Below are 18,450 nucleotides of genomic sequence, written 5' to 3'. Positions count from 1 at the left end.
GCGGGGGGGCCGGCCGCCCGGGGGGGGGCTGGCGGGGGGCGCGGGGGGGGGGGGGGGGGGGTGGGGGGGGGGGGGGGGGCCCCCCGGGGGGGGCGCGCCCGCCCCCCCCCGACATGAGTGCGCGGTAGCGCGCCGAGCTCTGCAGGAGTTCCTGGTGGGTGCCGACCGCCTCGATCCGGCCGTCGGCGAGGACGGCGACCCGGTCGGCGAGCAGCACGGTGCTCGGGCGGTGGGCGACCACCAGGGCGGTGGTGGAGACGAGGACCGCGCGCAGGGCGCGCTCGACCAGCGCCTCGGTGTGCACGTCCAGCGCGGAGAGCGGGTCGTCGAGCACCAGGAAGGCCGGGTCGCCGACCACGGCGCGGGCCAGGGCGAGCCGCTGGCGCTGGCCGCCGGACAGGCCGAGGCCCTGCTCGCCGACCTCGGTGTCGACGCCCTCGGGCAGGTGGTCGACGAAGCCGGCCTGGGCGGTGGCGAGGGCCGCGTGCAGCTGGTCGTCGTCCGCGCCGGGGGCGCCCATCAGCACGTTCTCGCGGATGGTGGTGGAGAACAGGGTGGGGTCCTCGAAGGCGACCGCGACCATCTCGCGCAGGTGCGAGCGGTCCAGCTCGCGGATGTCCCGGCCGTCCAGGGTGATGGTGCCGGCGGTGGTCTCGTAGAGGCGGGGGAGCAGGGCGGTGAGGGTGGTCTTGCCGCTGCCGGTGGCGCCGACCAGGGCCATCGTCTCGCCGCTGCGGATGTGCAGGTCGACGCCGCGGAGCAGATCGGGGGTGCCCGCGGGAGCGTCGGGGTAGCGGAAGCGGACGCCGGTGAGCCGGATGCCGTCGGGGGTGGTGACGGTCGTCGCGGTGGTCGTCGTGGTGCTCTTCGTGGTGCTCCGCGGGGTGGTCTTCGTGGCGGTGGTCGTGGCCGTGGGGGCGGCGTCGGTGTCGGCCGGCTCGGCGTCGGGCTCGTCCAGCACCTCGAAGAAGCGGTCGGTGGCGGTGGCGGCCTCGTTGGAGTAGGCCATCAGCCAGCCGAGCGACTCGATCGGCCAGCGCACGGTGAGCGCGGTGGAGAGGAAGGCGACCAGGGAGCCGGCGCTCAGCTCGTCGTGGGCGACCAGGTAGGCGCCGACCGCGAGGGCGCAGCCGAGGGCGAGTTCGGGCAGGCCGATGACGATCGACCAGAGGTTGGCGAGCATGCCGGCCTTGTCCAGCTCGGTGCGGCGGAGCTCGGAGGACTGACCGTGGAACCGCTCCGCCATCGAGCGGTGGCGGCCGAAGGCCTTGAGGATCCGGATGCCGAGGACGGACTCCTCGATGAGGGTGGTGAGGTCGCCGTTGCGGTCCTGCGTCAGGCGGGTGGCGCGGGAGTAGCGGGACTCGAAGCGGCGGGTGAGCAGGAAGAGCGGGACGGTCGGGCCGAGGGTGATGAGGGCGAGCCGCCAGTCCTGGGTGAACATCAGCGCGATGCCGGCCAGGAAGGTCAGCGTGTTGACGACGAGGAAGACCAGCGGGAACGACAGGAACGTCCGCATGACGTGCAGGTCGGACATCGCGCGGGAGAGCAACTGCCCGGAGCCCCAACGGTCGTGGAAGGAGACCGGCAGGCGCTGCAGCTTGCCGAAGAGCTCGCCGCGCAGGGTCGTCTCGACCTCGGCGAGCGGCCTGGCCACCACCACCCGGCGGGCGTGGAAGAAGGCGGCTTCGGAGAGGCCGAGCAGGAGCAGGAGGGCCGCGAGGGGCCAGAGGGCTTGGAGGTCGTGCTCGGCGATCGGGCCGTCGACGATCCTTCCGAGGACGATCGGTACGAGCAGGGTGCTGAGGGAAGCGAGCATCGCGGCGGTCGTCGAGACGACCAGGCGCGTGCGGACCGGACGAACGTAGGGCCACATCCGAAGGAGCGAGCGCACTGTCGAACGGCGGGGCGCGGGAGGCGCGGTGCCGGGCACTGCGACGGAATCGGTGGCGGTGTCAAGGACTTGGTTCTTGGCCATCGCGGCGAGAATAGGCCGGATACTCTCTATCGCTCAGCCAGGTATCGAACGCACCGTCGATTACCGGCCATGTGCACGGCTGGATCAGGGCGTCGCCCGCAGAAGGTGCAGCGTATGCCCGGTGAGCAGCACCGCATCCCCCGGGAGGTATAGACCGGCTGGGCCGGTGCCGTCCTCGGCGGCGGTGTCGACGACGGTCTCGAAGCGGGTACCTTCGGCCGTCCAGGGGGTGCCCGGCAGGGTGAAGGGAAGGGGCCGCGGACCGGCGTTGAGGAGCAGCAGGAAGCTGTCGTCGAGCAACGGACGGCCGTGGGCGTCGCGTTCGGACATCGCGGTTCCCGACAGGAGCATGCCCAGTGACGCGGTCGGCGCAAACCAGTCGGTCTCGGTCATGTCCCGGCCAAGAGGTGTGAACCACAGTAGATCGGGCCGACCGCCCGGAGTGGTGGCGCGGCCGGAGAAGAACGCCCGCTGCCGCAGCACGGGGTGGTGGCGGCGGAGCCGGACCAGTGCGGCGGTGAACGCGGACAGGGCGCGCCAGGCCGGGTCGTCGAGCAGCGACCAGTCGAGCCAACTCACCTCGTTGTCCTGGCAGTAGGCGTTGTTGTTGCCGCCCTGGGTGCGGCCGAACTCGTCCCCGGCGGTGAGCATCGGGACGCCGGCGGAGAGCAGCAGGGTGGCGATGAGGTTGCGCAGTTGGCGGCGGCGCAGGGCGGTGACGGCGGGGTCGGTGCTCTCGCCCTCGGCGCCGTGGTTCCAGGAGCGGTTGTCGTCGGTGCCGTCCCGGTTGGCCTCGCCGTTGGCCTCGTTGTGCTTGCGGTCGTAGGAGACGAGGTCGCGCAGGGTGAAACCGTCGTGCGCCGTCACGTAGTTGACGGAGGCGTACGGGCGGCGTCCGGCGTGCTGGTAGAGGTCGGAGGAGCCGGAGAGGCGGTAGCCGAGCTCCCGGACGTCGGGGCGGGCACCGCGCCAGAAGTCGCGTACGGTGTCGCGGTAGCGGTCGTTCCACTCGGCCCACGGCGGGGGGAAGCCGCCCACCTGGTAGCCGCCCGGGCCGACGTCCCAGGGCTCGGCGATCAGCTTCACCCGGCTGAGCAGCGGGTCCTGGGCGATGGCGGCGAGCAGCGGGTGCTCCCTGGTGACGTCGTGGCCGCCGCCGTGGCCGTTGCCGGTGGCGGCGCCGCCGCGGGCGAGGGCGGCGGCGAGGTCGAAGCGGAAGCCGTCCACGCCCATCTCGTGCACCCAGTACCGCAGCGAGTCGGTGATCAGCCGGATCACCTGGGGGCGGCGGGTGTCCAGGGTGTTGCCGCAGCCGGTGAAGTCGGCGTAACCGCGCGGGTGGTGGGGCGGCAGGCGGTAGTGGCCGGCGTTGTCGATGCCGCGCAGGAACAGCGAGGGGCCCATCTCGGAGCCCTCGGCGGTGTGGTTGTAGACCACGTCGAGGATCACCTCGATGCCGGCGGCGTGCAGCGCGCGGACCATCCGCTTGAACTCGCCGACCTGGCCGCCGCGTGAGCCGGAGGCGGAGTAGCCGGCGTGCGGGGCGAAGTAGCCGACGGTGTTGTAGCCCCAGTAGTTGACCAGGCCGCGGGCCTGGAGGTGGTCCTCGCTGACGTGGTGGTGGACCGGAAGCAGTTCGACCGCGGTGACGCCGAGCCCGGTGAGGTGGGCGAGGGCGGCGGGGTGGGCGAGGCCGGCGTAGGTGCCGCGCAGGGCGGGCGGGACGTCGGGGTGGCGCAGGGTGAAACCGCGGACGTGCAGTTCGTAGAGGACCGTCTCGGCCCAGGGGGTCTTGGGGCGGTGGTCGTCGGACCAGTCGTCGTCGTCCCGGACGACGACGGATCTGGGGACGTACGGGGCCGAGTCGCGGTTGTCGCGGACGGTGTCGGCGACGTCCGCCTCGGGCCAGCCGCGGACGGCGGCGCAGGTGGCGTCGTGGGAGGTGTAGGCGCCGTCGACGGCGCGGGCGTAGGGGTCGAGCAGCAGCTTGGCGGGGTTCCAGCGGGCGCCGGTCCACGGGTCCCAGCGGCCGTGCACGCGGTAGCCGTAGCGGGTGCCGGGGAGGACGCCGGGGACGAAGCCGTGCCAGGTGTGGGCGTCCTGCTCGGTGAGGCGCAGGCGGGTCTCGCGGCCGTCCTCGTCGAAGAGGCAGAGGTCGACGGCCTCGGCGCCGCCGGCCCAGAGCGCGAAGTTGGTGCCGGGGCGGCCGTCCGGGCCTGGGTGGAAGCGGGCGCCGAGCGGCAGCCGGCTGCCCGGCCACGGCACCGCACCGCCGGCCCCGTCCGCGGTCCCGGGGGCGTGCGCGCGTACGGCGGTCGCCGACTCCTGCCCTGACGCCATGGCGGTGCCCTCCCTGACGGGGTGTCCCGGACCCCGTGCGGTCTCTCATTCCCTGTTCACGCCGGACGGAAGCGGCTGAACACCGTCTTACCGGCAGATGGCGCCCGGGCGCGCACCCGAAAAGTCGGCCGGCCCGACTTCCCACTCCACCCCACCCACCCCTGCGTGCCGTCTGCGCCCCGCCGTGGAATATGCCGACCGGTCTACAGATTCGCGGGTGCTCCCGGAGTGGAAAGTCGGCGGGTCCGACTTCCTGGTCCGCGCTCCTCCTGTGCTCGCGCCTGCCCCTGCACGCCGGTTGGGCCCCGCCGTGGAATATGTCGGTCGGTCTACAGATTCGCGGGGTGCTCCCGGAGGGGAAAGTCGGTCCCGCCGACTTCTTGCTCCGAGCGGGCGCGCGGGGAGTGGGAAGTCGGCCGGGCCGACTTTTCGCTCCGGGTGGGCGGCGGCCATCAGTAGACCGGTCTACATAAAAAGGGTGGATGGGGTGGGGCTTTCGGGGTGGTGGGGCGGCGTGTCGGCGTGTCCTGGTGGGGGTGGCCTCGTTGTGGGGGGTAACGGACGGAGACGGCGGGAGGCCGCGAGATGTGGGTGGGGCGGCTGGCGGCGCTGGGCTGCTGCCTGGCGGTGCTGGTCGGCTGTGCCGGTGGCGGTGGGTCGGGGACGTCGAGCGGGGACGCCGCTCCGTCCGGTGGTCCGGGCGCTCCGCCTCCGCCCTCGCGGGCGTCGATCACCGCGGTGCCCGCCGACGACACCCAGAACCTGCCGCCCGAGGGCCCGGTCGGGGTGACGGTCGCCCAGGGCCGGCTGGTCTCCGTGCGGCTCGCCGACACCCGGGGCGGCGAGGTCCCCGGCACGCTCTCCCCCGACGGCGCCAGCTGGACCCCGAACGGCACGCTGCCGCCGGCCACCGCGTTCACCCTGGACGCCGTCGCCGAGGACGACCAGGGCCAACGGGCGGTCCAGCACACCGACTTCTCGACGATGCCCCCGGCGCACACCTTCGTCGCCTTCTTCACCCCCGAGGACGGTTCCACCGTCGGCGTCGGCATGCCGGTCTCGCTGCGGTTCAGCCGCCCGATCACCGACCGGGCCGTGGTGGAGCGCGCGATCGCGGTGACCGCCGACCCGCCGGTGGAGGTGGCCGCGCACTGGTTCGGCGGCCAGCGCCTGGACTTCCGCCCCCGGGACTACTGGGCGCCGGGCACCAGGGTCACCGTCGCGCTGCGGCTCAAGGACGTGCAGGGCGCGCCGGGCGAGTTCGGCACCCAGAGCAAGGACGTCCGGTTCACCGTCGGCCGGGCCCAGGTGTCCACCGTCGACCTGGACGCCCACACCCTCACCGTCCGGGCCGGCCAGGGCGGCAAGGCGGTGCGCACGCTCAAGGTGTCCGGCGGGGACGCCAGGCACACGACGTACCGGGGCGTGCTCGTGGTGTCCGAGAAGTACAAGGTCACCCGGATGAACTCGCAGACCGTCGGGATGGGCGACGAGTACGACATCAAGGACGTCCCGCACGCGATGCGGCTGACCAACTCGGGCACCTTCGTGCACGGCAACTACTGGGCCAGCCCGTCGGTGTTCGGCACCGCCAACACCAGTCACGGCTGCATCGGCCTGGCCGACGTCAAGGGCGGGTCGAGCGGCGAGACGCCGGCGGGCTGGCTCTTCGAGCACACGCTCCCGGGGGACGTGTTCGAGGTGAAGGCCGCGACGGGCGACGTGGTGCCGCCGAACAACGGTCTGAACGGCTGGAACCTGTCCTGGGCGCAGTGGGTGGCCGGAAGCGCCTTCCGCTCCGCCGCGAGCCCCTCCGCCACCCCGCCCGCCGGACCGGTGGTGAACGTGCCCCCGAGCCCGTCTCCGGCCCCGTCACCGAACCCGTCCCCGGCCCCGTCCCCGAGCCCCTCCGGGACCGCCTCCCCGCCCCCGTCCGGGAGCCCGTCCCCGACGGTCACCCCCTGATGATCATGTGCGGATGATCTTCACCGGCGTTCACCGGTAGCCTCCCCAGGATTCACCCATTCGGCCCAGCTATCCTGCTTGCCGCGCCGAAGCCCGGCGCGAAAGATCGCCGGTCCGGTGCAACCCGTCCGGGCGAACAATGCGTCCATCAGGATGTACACCGGGAGGGGAGAGACCGTGAAGCCGGTTAGGGCGGCCGACGCCGCGATACGCACCACCGTCACCCGCCGCCGTCTGCGCAGCAGTGCGGTGGCGTTGGCGATGGGCGGGGTGCTGCTGCTCACCGCGGCCTGCAGCAGCAGCGGCGGCGACAACAAGACCACCGGGGGCGGCGAAGCGGCCGCCACGGCCGGCGCCAACGGTACGGGGGACTCCGGCAACGGCACTCCGGCGCCGGGCCAGTCCGCGGCCACGCCGAAGACCTCGGCCGCCGTGGTGACCGTCGAGCCCAAGGACGGCGCCCAGGACGTCGCCCCGGACGGCGCGCTCAAGGTCGCCGTGGCCAACGGCAAGCTCACCGCGGTCGAGGTGACCGACAAGGAGGGCAAGCCGGTCGCGGGCACCATCGCCGCGGACGGCAGCGGCTGGAAGCCCACCTCCCCGCTAGCCGTCGGCATGGCGTACAAGGTGAACGCCCAGGCCACCGACGCCGAGGGCCTGGTGGCCGCGTCCACCACCTCGTTCACCACGCTGACGCCCGAGAAGAAGGTCTCCACCAACGACAACATCGCCGACAACGCCACCTACGGCGTCGGCATGATCGTCTCGGTGGTCTTCAACAAGGAGATCAAGAACAAGGACGCGGTCCTGGGCGGCATCACCTTCGAGACCAACAACGGCACCACCGTGAAGGGCCACTGGTTCGGCTCGAAGCGCATCGACTTCCGCCCCGAGAAGTACTGGGCGCCGGGCACCAAGGTCACCATCAAGTACCGGCTGAAGAACGTCGAGGTCGCCCCGGGCGTCTACGGCGACGTGGAGAAGGACGAGCCGTTCACCATCGGCCGCTCCCAGGTCTCCGTGGCCGACTCGGCCAGCCACCAGATGACGGTGACCCGGGACGGCGCGAGCCACACCGTGCCGGTGACCCTCGGCGACGAGAAGAACCCCTCCTGGAACGGCACCATGGTGGTGATGTCCAAGGAGAAGGTCACCCGGATGAACTCGCAGACCGTCGGTCTCGGCGGCGAGTACGACATCCCGGACGTGCCGCACGCGATGCGCCTGACCACCTCCGGCACCTTCGTGCACGGCAACTACTGGGCCAACCCGTTCGGCAAGACCAACGCCAGCCACGGCTGCATCTCGCTGCAGGACGAGAAGGGCGGCAGCGACACCTCGCAGGCGGGCAAGTTCTTCAACGACTCGATCATCGGCGACGTCGTCATCGTGAAGAACTCCAAGGAGAAGACCGTCGCCCCCGACAACGGCCTGAGCGGCTGGAACATCGGCTGGGCGAACTGGTAGGTCCTACCCGGCGGTAGCCGCCGCCAGGCCCGGTACGGCACGGACCGGCCCGATCCCCACTCGCCGGGGTCGGGCCGGTCGTCGTTTCCGCGTGGACGGGTCCCCGAACGGCGCAACCTTTCCGCTGGGTGGTGCGTGTATTGGTCGTGCGAGTACGAGGGAGGGAGTCGACGGTGAAGTCGATACGCAGGGTGATGGCCGCCGGTCTGGTCGGGGGAGCGCTGGTGCTGACCAGCGCCTGCGGCGGCGGGGGAAGCGGGGGCGGGAGCGGCAGCGCGGCCAAGGCCGAGCTGGGCGCGGGCGGGACCGCGGGGGTCCCGTCGGCGGCCGGCGCGGCGCCCACGGCCCCCGCGGCCCCCACGACGGCCGCGGGGGCGCCCGCCACCGGCGCCGCCCCCAGGGTCTCGCAGGCCGTGGTGGACATCCAGCCCGGGGCCGGCGCGGTGGACGTCGCCCCGGACGGCGCGCTCAGGGTCGCGGTCTCCGGCGGCAGGCTCACCACCGTCAAGGTGAGCGACAGGGCCGGCAAGGAGGTGGCCGGCACCATCGCCGCCGACGGGTCGAGCTGGACCCCGTCCGGCCCGCTGGCCGTCGGCACCGCGTACCAGGTGAGCGCCCTGGCGGCGGACGCGGGCGGCGTGGTCGCCTCGGCGGACAGCAGCTTCACCACGCTCACCCCCGAGCGCGAGGCGAAGGCGGGCGACAACCTGGAGGACGGCGCCACCTACGGCGTGGGCATGATCGTCTCGGTCACCTTCGACAAGGACGTGAAGAACAAGGACGCGGTGGCGAAGGGCATCACCTTCAACACCAGCGACGGCACCGTGGTGCGGGGCCACTGGTTCGGCAACCGCCGGCTGGACTTCCGTCCCGAGAAGTACTGGAACCCGGGGACGCAGGTCACCGTCCGGTACCGGCTGAAGAGCGTGGAGATCGCCCCGGGCGTCTACGGGGGAGTCGACCGGGACGAGCCCTTCACTATCGGGCGATCCCAGATCTCGACGGTTGACGCCGGGGCGCACCGGATGACGGTGGTCCGGGACGGTCAGAGCTCGGTCGTCGAGATCACCTCCGGCTCGCCCGAGCACCCGACCTGGAACGGCACCATGGTGGTCATGTCCAAGGAGGGCGTGGTGCGGATGCAGTCCAGCACCCTGCCCGGGATGACCGGCGAGCCCTACGACCTCCAGGTCCCGCACTCCATGCGGCTCACCGACTCCGGCACCTACGTGCACGGCAACTACTGGAGCAACGCCTTCGGCGAGGACAACGTCAGCCACGGCTGCGTGGGCCTCAAGGACGTCAAGGGCGGCGGCCCGGGCACCTCGGCGGGCCGGTTCTACGACGGCTCGCTGATCGGGGACGTGGTCACCGTGCAGAACTCCGCCCGCGGCCGGGTCGCGCCGGACAACGGCCTCAGCGGCTGGAACCTCGACTGGAGTGCCTGGTAGCCCGCGGCCCGTCGCGACCCTGCCCCGGACCTGCCCGAACGCGGGTTCGGGTTGCACGCGGCATATGCCGAAACACCCGTGATCGTTTGCTCATTGTCCGTACGCGGCCGCTTGCGTTCCGCAATGATGGGTCGCATGGCGGGTTGGGGCGAAACAGATCAGTCATCACTTCCGGGTGCCAGCTTGGTCGCTGACGCGTCGTGGGCTCCGTTCCAGGACGCCCTCGCGGCCCTGGAACGGCTCAGCTCCGAGGAGCTGGAACAGCTGTACGTCGGGAAGCTGTGCGACCGGGAGGCGCCGCGCGAGGTGCGGTTGCCGTCCCGGCCGGCGACCGGCCCGCTGGCGCGCCGGCTGGTGCTCGCGGCCCTGGAGACCTGGGACCTGCACCAGCACCTGGAGGTCGGCGAGTTACTCACCAGTGAACTCGTCGCCAATGCGGTGCGGCACGCTGCCGGCCGGACGATCGGACTGGCCGTGATGCGCAAGCCGGGCTGGGTCCGGGTGGAAGTGCGGGACTCCTCGCGGGCCCTGCCGTGCATGGTCGTGGCGGAGCCGCTCCCGGTGAACGAGCGCGGGCGCGGCCTGCAGGTGGTCGACGACCTGGCGGACCGCTGGGGCGCCGACCTGCTGCCGCGCGGCAAGGGCGTCTGGTTCGAGCTGAAGGTCCGCGAGCGGGCCTGACTCCGGAGGGCGGCCGTCCGGCCGGGAAAACACGCGGGGCCCCCGACTTCACCGTGGTCCGGCGGCTGGGGGCCCCTGCAGGTCATCGCGCCGGCCAAGGGGGTGCGTGCCGCGCGATGGGCGTCGGCCGCGCCAGGTCGGGCCGGCCGAAGTCTTCTCGCGCCCAGGGGCGTGCCAGTCGCTGGCGTCCGCCCTCGGACATCTCGACTATCGCATGGATCTCAGCATGTGGGCAAACCAGGTGGCTTCGATTTCAAGGTTTGTAACTTAGTTCACCTTGGGAATTTGCATAGGTTCACGCCGTGGCCTGAGATTATTCATGATCGACACTATTCCGTGCCCGCCTCCGGGGCTTCCCGGGCGGCCCGCCACCGCGTGGCGCTTGACCTCAAGTCGGCTTCACCTCCTACCGTCCTCCCGGACCGCCGGTGAACGGCCGGCGGCACTCTCCGAGGGGGATCCGCCCATGACCGCCACCGACGGCGTCGTTCCCGACCGGTACCGCTACGCGGCCGTCCCGCACATCATGGTCGCGGACGCCGCTGCGGCGATCGACTTCTACGAGCGGGCCTTCGGGGCCCGCGAGGACATCCGGATCGACGCGCCCGGGGGCGGGGTCCTGCACGCGGAGATCAGCATCGGGCGGTCCGTGCTGATGCTGGGGGACGCCGGCGGGGACGGCGCGCCGTTCACCGCCCCGTCCGTGCTCGGCGGCACCAGCGTCGCCCTGCACGTCTACGTGCCCGACGTGGACGCCCTCGCCGCGCGCGCAGAGGCGGTCGGCGCGGAGGTCCTCCAGCCGCCGACCGACATGTTCCACGGCGACCGCACCACCGTCCTCAAGGACCCCTCGGGCCATGTGTGGATCTTCCTCACCCACCTGGAGGACCTCTCGCCGGAGGAGCTCCACCGCCGCCTGCCCACCGGCTGACGGCCGGCCGGGCCCCGGGCCTCCCCACCCCCGTCGGGGAGGCCCGGCGCCATGACCGCAGTCTTCGCCGTCCGGGCGTTGTCCAGAAGGCCCTCCGGACCGCCGTGGACAAAGCCCGCCCCGCCGCCCGGGCGCCTTGTGGGCCGGGGATCCCCGCACCTACCGTGGCCCGGGCCGACGTCGGGGGGCGAGGGGAACGGGATGGGACGCCGTGAACGGCCGGTGGATCCGGCGGACGGGCCGGTGGAGCGGTTCGCCCACGAGTTGCGCGAGCTCAGACAGGAGGCCGGCGGCCTCACCTACCGGGCCATGGCCGCCCGCGCGCACTACTCGCCGGCCGCGCTCGCCCAGGCCGCCTCCGGGGACCGGCTGCCGACCCTGCCCGTCGTCCTCGCCTACGTCGGCGCGTGCGGGGGCGACGCCGACGACTGGACCGGGCGCTGGCAGCGGGCGAGCCGGGAGCTCGCCGAGCGGGCGGCCGCGGGCGACGACCCGGCCGGCGCGCCGTACCTCGGGCTGGCCCGGTTCGAGCCCGGCGACCGGGAGCTGTTCTTCGGCCGCGCGAACCTGGTCGCCCGGCTCGTCGCGCTGGTGCGCGAACGACGGGTCGTCGCGCTGGTCGGGCCCTCCGGCAGCGGCAAGTCCTCGCTGCTGCGGGCCGGCCTGGTGCCCGCCCTGCGCGAGGAGGCCGGCCCGCACCGGCCGACCGCGATCCGCATCCTGACGCCCGGCCCGCACCCCGTCCGCAGCCACGCCGGACTGCTCGCGCCGGAGAACACCGGCCGGGGCGTGGTGCTGCTCGTCGACCAGTTCGAGGAGGTGTTCACGCTCTGCGCCGACGCCGCCGAGCGCGCCCGCTTCGTCGGCCTGCTGCTCGCCGCCGCCGGGCCCGACCGGGGCGCCCGCGTGGTGCTCGCCGTACGGGCCGACTTCTTCGGCCACTGCGCCGCCCACGGCCCGCTCGCCGAGGCCGTCCGGGAGACCACCCAGCTGGTCACCCCGATGAGCCCCGAGGAACTGCGCGACGCCGTCGTGCGGCCCGCCGCCGCCCGCGGGCTGGTCGTCGAACGCTCGCTCACCGCCCGGATCGTCCGCGACCTCGCCGACGAGCCCGGCGGCCTGCCGCTGCTCTCGCACGCCCTGCTGGAGACCTGGCGCCGCCGCCGCGGCCGCACCCTCGCGGAGAGCGCGTACGAGGCGGCGGGCGGACTGCACGGCGCGCTCGCCCGCACCGCCGAGGAGTTCCACGCCGGCCTCACCCCCGCGCAGGCCGCGGTCGCCCGCAGGGTGCTGCTGCGGCTGGTCGCACCGGGTCAGGGCACCCATGACACCCGGCGGCCCGCTGACCGCGCCGAGTTCGCCGAGCGCGCCGCGGCGGGCCCCGGCGCCGCGCCCGTCCTCGAACAGCTGGCCCGCGCCCGGCTGATCACCCTGACCGGCTCCACCGTGGACCTCGCCCACGAGGCGTTGCTCACCGGCTGGCCGCGGCTGCGCGGCTGGATCGACGAGGACCGCGAACGCCTGCACACCCAGCGCCGCCTCACCGAGGCCGCGCAGGCCTGGGCGGCGCTGGACCGGGACACCGGCGCGCTGTACCGGGGGGTGCGGCTGTCCGTCGCGGCGGACCGGTTCCCGGCCCGGCCCGACGGGCCGGACGAACTCACCCCGCTGGAGCGGGAGTTCCTCGCCGCCAGCACCGCCGCGCAGGGCCGCGAGCGCCGCCGGCGGCGGGCGCTCACCGGCGTGCTCTGCGCGGTGCTGGCGCTCGCCCTGACGGCGGGCCTGGCGGCGTGGCAGCAGAACCGGACCGGCGAGCGGCGCCGCGTCGAGGCGGACGCGCGCCGGGCCGCCGGCGTCGCCGCCGTCCTGCGGCTGTCCGACCCCCGCACCGCCATGCGGCTCGCCCTCGCCGCCTGGCGGCTCGCCGACCTGCCGGAGACCAGGTCCGCCGTGCTGGGCGCCGCGGCGCAGCGGGAACTGGACGCCTACGCCGACCCCGACGGCGACCCGGGCACCGTCCGCCACCTCGGCTCCGACGGCCGGACGCTGACCAGCATCGGCCCCGACCGGGTCACCGTCCGCGACCTGGAGACCGGCGCGCCCGTGCGCACCCTCCCCGGGCTGGGCGGGGATGTCGGCCGGGTGGGGTGGAAGGAGGGGGATGGGGACTTGGTGACCTTCTTCCCGGACGAGCCGGCCCCGGAGAACGCCGGCCGGGTCGCGGTACGGGACCTGACCGGCCGCACCCCCGACCTGGTCCTCGGCCCGGCGTCGGGCGGTGCCGAGATGGGCCCGAGCGGCCGGCAGGTGGTCGGGTACGACCGCACGCCCACCGAGTACGTGGTCACGCTGTGGGACGCGGGCGGCGGCGGGGCGCTCATGGAGTTCCGGGCGCCCCGCGATCCGGCCGCCGACCCGACGGGCGGCAGCATGCCGGCCTCGACGACGGCCCGGTACGCGCGGGACCACCGCCTGTTCGACCCGGACGCTCCGGACGTGACGCTCGGCCCCGACGGCAGGCTGCTCGCCTACTGCGTGCCCGGGCGCCCGCTCCAGCTCTGGGACGTCGCCGAGCGCCGGCAGCTGGCGGTGCCCTGGACCGCCGACCGGGACTGCTACCGGGAGCCGTACCGGTTCGTCGCGGGCGGCCGGGTGCTGGCCCACGTCACCGACGGCACCGTCCGGACCTGGGACACCGCCACCGGCACCGAGGGCCTGCCGCTGGAGTTCCGCCGGATGAGGGAGCTGGGGAGCAGCGCGGACGACCGCTACCTGGTCGCGATGACCGGCACGGAGGTGCTCCTCTGGCGGCTGGACAGCCCGAACTCGCCGGCCCTCGTCTATCCGACCGACGGCGAGATCGCCGTCGACCCCCGGATCGACCCGCGGACCGGGCTGCTCCGCTATCTGGCCGGTCCGGGCGACGGTACCGGCTCCGTGGTCCGCACCCTGGACGTGAGCGGGACGGTCCGGGCCGACTGGCAGCCGGAGCTGCTGAAGGCGAGGTTCAGCCCGGACGGGTCCCTGCTCGCCACCGCGGGCCTGCCCGGCGCGGACGGGCTCGCCCGCTTCGCGCTCGTCGACGGCCGTACCGGTGCACCGGTCGCCGGGCTGCCCGGGCAGCCCTGCCGGCGGGAGCCGTCCCGAGGTCCCTTCGCACGGTTCACGCCGCCCTGCGCCGTGTCGCTGGCGTTCCGTCCGGACGGGAGCGGGCTCGGCTACAGCACCTGGGGGCCGGGCCTCGCGCGGAGCATCGGGTTCTGGGACGCCCGGCGGGGCGGGCCGGTGGTTCCGGCGGGCGATCCGCCGGAGCGCTGGTCGGGCATGGCGCTCGCCCCGGACGGCCGGGTGGTGCTGCGGGCCGGGACGGCGGGGCTCGAACTCTGGGACCCCGGCGCCGGCCGGGTGACCGCGACCGTCCCGGGGCCGCAGGGGGAGGAGTTCGCCATCCGTCCCGACGGCCGGCTGCTGGTCACGTCCTCCGGCGACGTCGTCGACCTGCCGCGCCTGACGGCCATGCCGCACCCGCGGCACCTCGCGGCCGCGGAGGCGCTGGAGTTCAGCGCCGACGGCCGGTACCTCGCGGCCGGTGAGTCGGCCGGCCGGGTCACCCTGTGGGACGGCGGCCTGGAACGCCGGCTCGGCATCCTGACCCGCGCCGACCTCGGCGCGTCGATGGTCCTCGCCCTCGCCTTCTCGCCGGACGGCCGCACGCTCGCCGTCGCGTACCTGGACAGCACCGTCCAGCTCTGGGACCTCGACTCGCACCTTCCGGTCGGCGCCCCCTTCCCCACCGCCGGCGACACGGTGCAGGACCTCGCGTTCTCGCCGGACTCGGCCGCCCTGTACGTCGCCGGGGGGCAGGTGCGGCAGCGGATCGAGGTCGCCCCGGCCGCCGCCGCGGCGGGCGTGTGCCGCCGGGCGGGCGGCGGGTTGGGCCGGGCGGAGTGGCGCACCCACCTGCCCGGCGTCCCGTACCGGGAGACCTGCTGATCAGCGGAGCGGGGGCAGGACGTTCTCGGCGTACTGGGGGGAGACGTTGCCCGGGGGGCCGTAGTCGCAGACGACGTAGGTCTCGTACCAGGTGTCGCCCCGGCCGTGGGCGCGGGCGCAGCCGAGGCGGGTGGAGGACTTCCAGACCATCTGGGTGAACAGGCCGGTGGCGGCGGAGAAGCCGGGGCGGGTGTAGTCGTAGGCCCCGGCCTGGGCGTACCAGGCGTCGACGGCCCGGCGGCAGCCGGCCCTGTCGGGGGCGGTGGAGGCGAACCAGGACTGGTTCTCGCCGTACGCGGGGTCGAGGCCGGCGTGGCCGCCGGAGAGGCGCTCGAAGGTCGAGAGCCGGGCGGCGCGGCTCCTGGCGTACTCCTGGGCGGCGGGGTCCAGCGCCAGCGCCGGGACGCCGTGGCGGGCGCGGTACTCGTTGTGGGCGCGCAGGCAGTCGTCGGCGAAGGCCGCGTCGGTGGCGTCCGGCAGCGCGGCGCGGGCCGCCGCGGGGGCGGCGCCGACGGCGGCGAGGAGGGCGGCCAGCAGCAGGGTGGTGAGGGTGCGGACACCGGTTCGGGTGTGCTTCATCCGCGCTCCGGGGGCTCGTGGGGGTGTTGTCCCGTCACGATGGCAGCCGCCGGACCACCCGGGTGGCCGAATGCGGCGGGTTCACCCGGGCGAGTGAGAGGGCCGGAGCACGGCGGCGCCCCCGCCGCGAAGGGCGGGGGCGCCGGCGGGTGTCAGGTCAGCACTCGATGACGTTGACGGCGAGGCCGCCGCGCGAGGTCTCCTTGTACTTGATCTTCATGTCGGCGCCGGTCTCCTTCATGGTCTTGATCGCCTTGTCGAGGGAGACGTGGTGGCGGCCGTCGCCGCGCAGGGCCATCCGGGCGGCGGTGACGGCCTTGACGGAGGCCATGCCGTTGCGCTCGATGCAGGGGATCTGGACCAGGCCGCCGACCGGGTCGCAGGTGAGGCCGAGGTTGTGCTCGATGCCGATCTCGGCGGCGTTCTCGACCTGCTCCGGGCTGCCGCCGAGGACCTCGGCGAGGCCGCCGGCGGCCATCGAGCAGGCGGAGCCGACCTCGCCCTGGCAGCCGACCTCGGCGCCGGAGATGGAGGCGTTCTCCTTGAAGAGCATGCCGATCGCGCCCGCGGCGAGCAGGAAGCGGACGATGCCGTCCTCGTCGGCGCCCGGGATGAAGTTCAGGTAGTAGTGCAGGACGGCGGGGATGATGCCGGCCGCGCCGTTGGTCGGGGCGGTGACCACCCGGCGGCCGGAGGCGTTCTCCTCGTTGACCGCCATCGCGTAGAGGGTCACCCACTCCATCGCGTTGGCCGGGCCGATGCCCTCGGCGCGCAGCGCGCGGGCGGCAGCGGCGGCGCGGCGGCGCACCTTGAGGCCGCCGGGGAGGATGCCCTCGCGGGACATGCCGGCCCGCACGCACTCCTGCATGACCCGCCAGATCTCCAGCAGCCCGGCGCGGATCTCCTCCTCGGAGCGCCAGGCCTTCTCGTTCTCCAGCATCAGGCCGGAGATGGACAGGCCGGTCTCCCGGGTCAGCCGCAGCAGCTCCTCGCCGGTGCGGAAGGGGTACTTCAGCACGGTGTCGTCGGGCTTGACCCGGTCCGCGCCGATCGCGTCCTCGTCGACGACGAAGCCGCCGCCGACCGAGTAGTAGGTCTTCTCCAGCGCGGTGGAGCCGTCGGCCCGGTAGGCCCACAGGGTCATGCCGTTGGCGTGGTACGGCAGCGAGCGGCGCCGGTGCAGCACCAGCTGGGTGTCCGGGTCGAAGTCGATGGCGTGGACGCCGAGCAGGTTGATCCGCTTCTCGGCGGTGATCCGCTCGACGTCGCGGTCGGCCTGGTCGACGTCGACGCCGCGCGGGGAGTTGTTCTCCAGGCCGAGCAGCACCGCCTTGGGGGTGCCGTGGCCGTGGCCGGTGGCGCCCAGCGAGCCGTAGAGCTCGGCGCGGACGGCCGTCACCCCGGTCAGCAGGCCCTCCGACTTCAGGCGGCGGGCGAACATCCGGGCGGCGCGCATCGGGCCGACGGTGTGGGAGCTGGACGGGCCGATGCCGATGGAGAAGAGGTCGAAGACGCTGATGGCCACGGAGGGACGTCCTTGTCTGGTCTCGTGGGTGGTGCCGGCGGGGAGGGAGGACGGCGGTGGCGGGAGGGTCGGTCGGGCGGTGACACGGGACGGGGCACCGCGCGCACTCTCCAGTGTGCGCGGTGCCCCGGAATCCCCGGTGTCCGGGCGGGGTGAGCCCGGTCACCCGCGGCCGAACGGGAGGCTCTACAGGTTCGGGTAGAGCGGGTACTTCTCGGCCAGGGCGGTGACCCGGGCCTTCAGCGCCTCGGCGGTGCCCTCGTCGAAGGCCGGCTTCAGGGCCTCGGCGATGATGTCGGCGACCTCGCGGAAGTCCTCGGCCTGGAAGCCGCGGGTGGCGAGCGCCGGGGTGCCGATCCGCAGGCCGGAGGTGACCATCGGCGGGCGCGGGTCGTTCGGGATGGCGTTGCGGTTGACGGTGATGCCGACCTCGTGCAGCCGGTCCTCGGCCTGCTGGCCGTCGAGCTGGCTGTTGCGCAGGTCGACCAGGACCAGGTGGACGTCGGTGCCGCCGGACAGCACGGAGACGCCGGCCTCGGTGACGTCGGCCTGCAGCAGGCGCTCGGCCAGGATCCGGGCGCCGTCCAGGGTGCGCTGCTGGCGCTCCTTGAACTCCTCCGAGGCGGCGACCTTGAAGGCGACGGCCTTGCCGGCGATGACGTGCTCCAGCGGGCCGCCCTGCTGGCCGGGGAAGACCGCGGAGTTGATCTTCTTGGCGTGCTCGGCCTTGGAGAGGATGACGCCGCCGCGCGGGCCGCCCAGGGTCTTGTGGGTGGTGGTGGTGACCACGTCCGCGAACGGCACCGGGTTGGGGTGCAGGCCCGCGGCGACCAGGCCGGCGAAGTGGGCCATGTCGACCATCAGCAGCGCGCCGACCTCGTCGGCGATCCGGCGGAACGCGGCGAAGTCGAGCTGGCGCGGGTAGGCGGACCAGCCGGCGATGATCAGCTGCGGCCGGTGCTCCTTGGCGAGGCGCTCGACCTCGTCCATGTCGACCTGGCCGCTCTTGTCGTCCACGTGGTACGGCACCACGTTGTAGAGCTTGCCGGAGAAGTTGATCTTCATGCCGTGGGTCAGGTGACCGCCGTGGGCCAGGCTCAGGCCCAGGATGGTGTCGCCCGGCTTGATCAGCGCGAACATCGCGGCGGCGTTGGCCTGCGCGCCGGAGTGCGGCTGGACGTTGGCGTGCTCGGCGCCGAACAGGGCCTTGATCCGGTCGATGGCGATCTGCTCGACCACGTCGACGTGCTCGCAGCCGCCGTAGTAGCGGCGGCCGGGGTAGCCCTCGGCGTACTTGTTGGTCAGCACCGAGCCCTGGGCCTCCATGACCGCCACCGGGGCGAAGTTCTCGGAGGCGATCATCTCCAGGGTGGTCTGCTGGCGGTGCAGCTCGGCGTCGACCGCGGCGGCGATCTCCGGGTCGAGGGCGTGCAGGGACTGGTTCAGAACCGTCATGGTGGAGTCTTCCCGGGAGGAGAGTCAGGAGGGGCCGCGCCCCGCGCGTCGCCGGAAGGGTGGCGGCGGGCGACGGGTGGGACGG

General features: G+C 73.8%; 11 protein-coding genes. 6 read left to right on the top strand and 5 right to left on the bottom strand.

The window, feature by feature from the left end; translation table 11 throughout:
• Both ABT238_RS31215 and glgX read right to left on the bottom strand, forming a co-directional pair.
• A partial coding sequence (locus ABT238_RS31215; protein ID WP_350802138.1) for an ABC transporter ATP-binding protein occupies nucleotides 1-1,894 on the bottom strand: 1,894 nt, incomplete at its 3' end.
• Nucleotides 1,895-2,062: 168 nt separating this feature from the next.
• Entirely contained in the window at nucleotides 2,063-4,318 is a 2,256-nt protein-coding gene (glgX, locus tag ABT238_RS31210) for a glycogen debranching protein GlgX (protein ID WP_350570098.1), read from the bottom strand.
• A 738-nt stretch (nucleotides 4,319-5,056) separates the two neighbouring features.
• On the opposite strand from glgX, the gene ABT238_RS31205 reads away from it, so the two are divergent.
• The 6 genes from ABT238_RS31205 (at nucleotide 5,057) to ABT238_RS31180 (ending at nucleotide 14,806) form a co-directional block, all read left to right on the top strand.
• A complete protein-coding gene (locus ABT238_RS31205) occupies nucleotides 5,057-6,283 on the top strand; it encodes a L,D-transpeptidase (RefSeq protein ID WP_350802122.1) in 1,227 nt (408 codons plus the stop codon).
• A 177-nt stretch (nucleotides 6,284-6,460) separates the two neighbouring features.
• Nucleotides 6,461-7,750 carry a L,D-transpeptidase gene (locus tag ABT238_RS31200; RefSeq protein WP_350570102.1) on the top strand — a complete coding sequence of 430 codons (1,290 nt, stop codon included), beginning with the start codon at nucleotides 6,461-6,463 and terminating at the stop codon, nucleotides 7,748-7,750.
• 173 nt (nucleotides 7,751-7,923) lie between these two features.
• Nucleotides 7,924-9,201 (top strand): L,D-transpeptidase, encoded by a 1,278-nt coding sequence (locus tag ABT238_RS31195; RefSeq protein WP_350802117.1) that lies wholly within the window; start codon nucleotides 7,924-7,926, stop codon nucleotides 9,199-9,201.
• A gap of 183 nt (nucleotides 9,202-9,384) precedes the next feature.
• Nucleotides 9,385-9,882 (top strand): ATP-binding protein, encoded by a 498-nt coding sequence (locus ABT238_RS31190; protein WP_350570104.1) that lies wholly within the window; start codon nucleotides 9,385-9,387, stop codon nucleotides 9,880-9,882.
• A 466-nt stretch (nucleotides 9,883-10,348) separates the two neighbouring features.
• Entirely contained in the window at nucleotides 10,349-10,813 is a 465-nt protein-coding gene (locus ABT238_RS31185; protein WP_350802113.1) for a VOC family protein, read from the top strand.
• A gap of 201 nt (nucleotides 10,814-11,014) precedes the next feature.
• Nucleotides 11,015-14,806 (top strand): nSTAND1 domain-containing NTPase, encoded by a 3,792-nt coding sequence (locus ABT238_RS31180; RefSeq protein WP_350802110.1) that lies wholly within the window; start codon nucleotides 11,015-11,017, stop codon nucleotides 14,804-14,806.
• On the opposite strand, the gene ABT238_RS31175 is transcribed toward ABT238_RS31180, so the two are convergent.
• The 3 genes from ABT238_RS31175 to glyA form a co-directional block, all read right to left on the bottom strand.
• Nucleotides 14,807-15,385: a CAP family protein gene (locus ABT238_RS31175; RefSeq protein WP_350802105.1), complete on the bottom strand. Its 579-nt coding sequence runs from the start codon at nucleotides 15,383-15,385 to the stop codon at nucleotides 14,807-14,809.
• Between the two features lie 157 nt (nucleotides 15,386-15,542).
• Complete coding sequence (locus ABT238_RS31170) at nucleotides 15,543-16,910, bottom strand: L-serine ammonia-lyase (RefSeq protein WP_350570110.1); 1,368 nt, start codon at nucleotides 16,908-16,910, stop codon at nucleotides 15,543-15,545.
• A gap of 186 nt (nucleotides 16,911-17,096) precedes the next feature.
• Nucleotides 17,097-18,365 carry a serine hydroxymethyltransferase gene (gene glyA, locus ABT238_RS31165; RefSeq protein WP_350570112.1) on the bottom strand — a complete coding sequence of 423 codons (1,269 nt, stop codon included), beginning with the start codon at nucleotides 18,363-18,365 and terminating at the stop codon, nucleotides 17,097-17,099.
• Between the last annotated feature and the right edge of the window lie 85 nt (nucleotides 18,366-18,450).

Source organism: Kitasatospora sp. NPDC001527 (genome assembly GCF_040298605.1).
Lineage (GTDB): Bacteria > Actinomycetota > Actinomycetes > Streptomycetales > Streptomycetaceae > Kitasatospora.
This window is presented reverse-complemented; position numbering and strand designations above follow the sequence as displayed.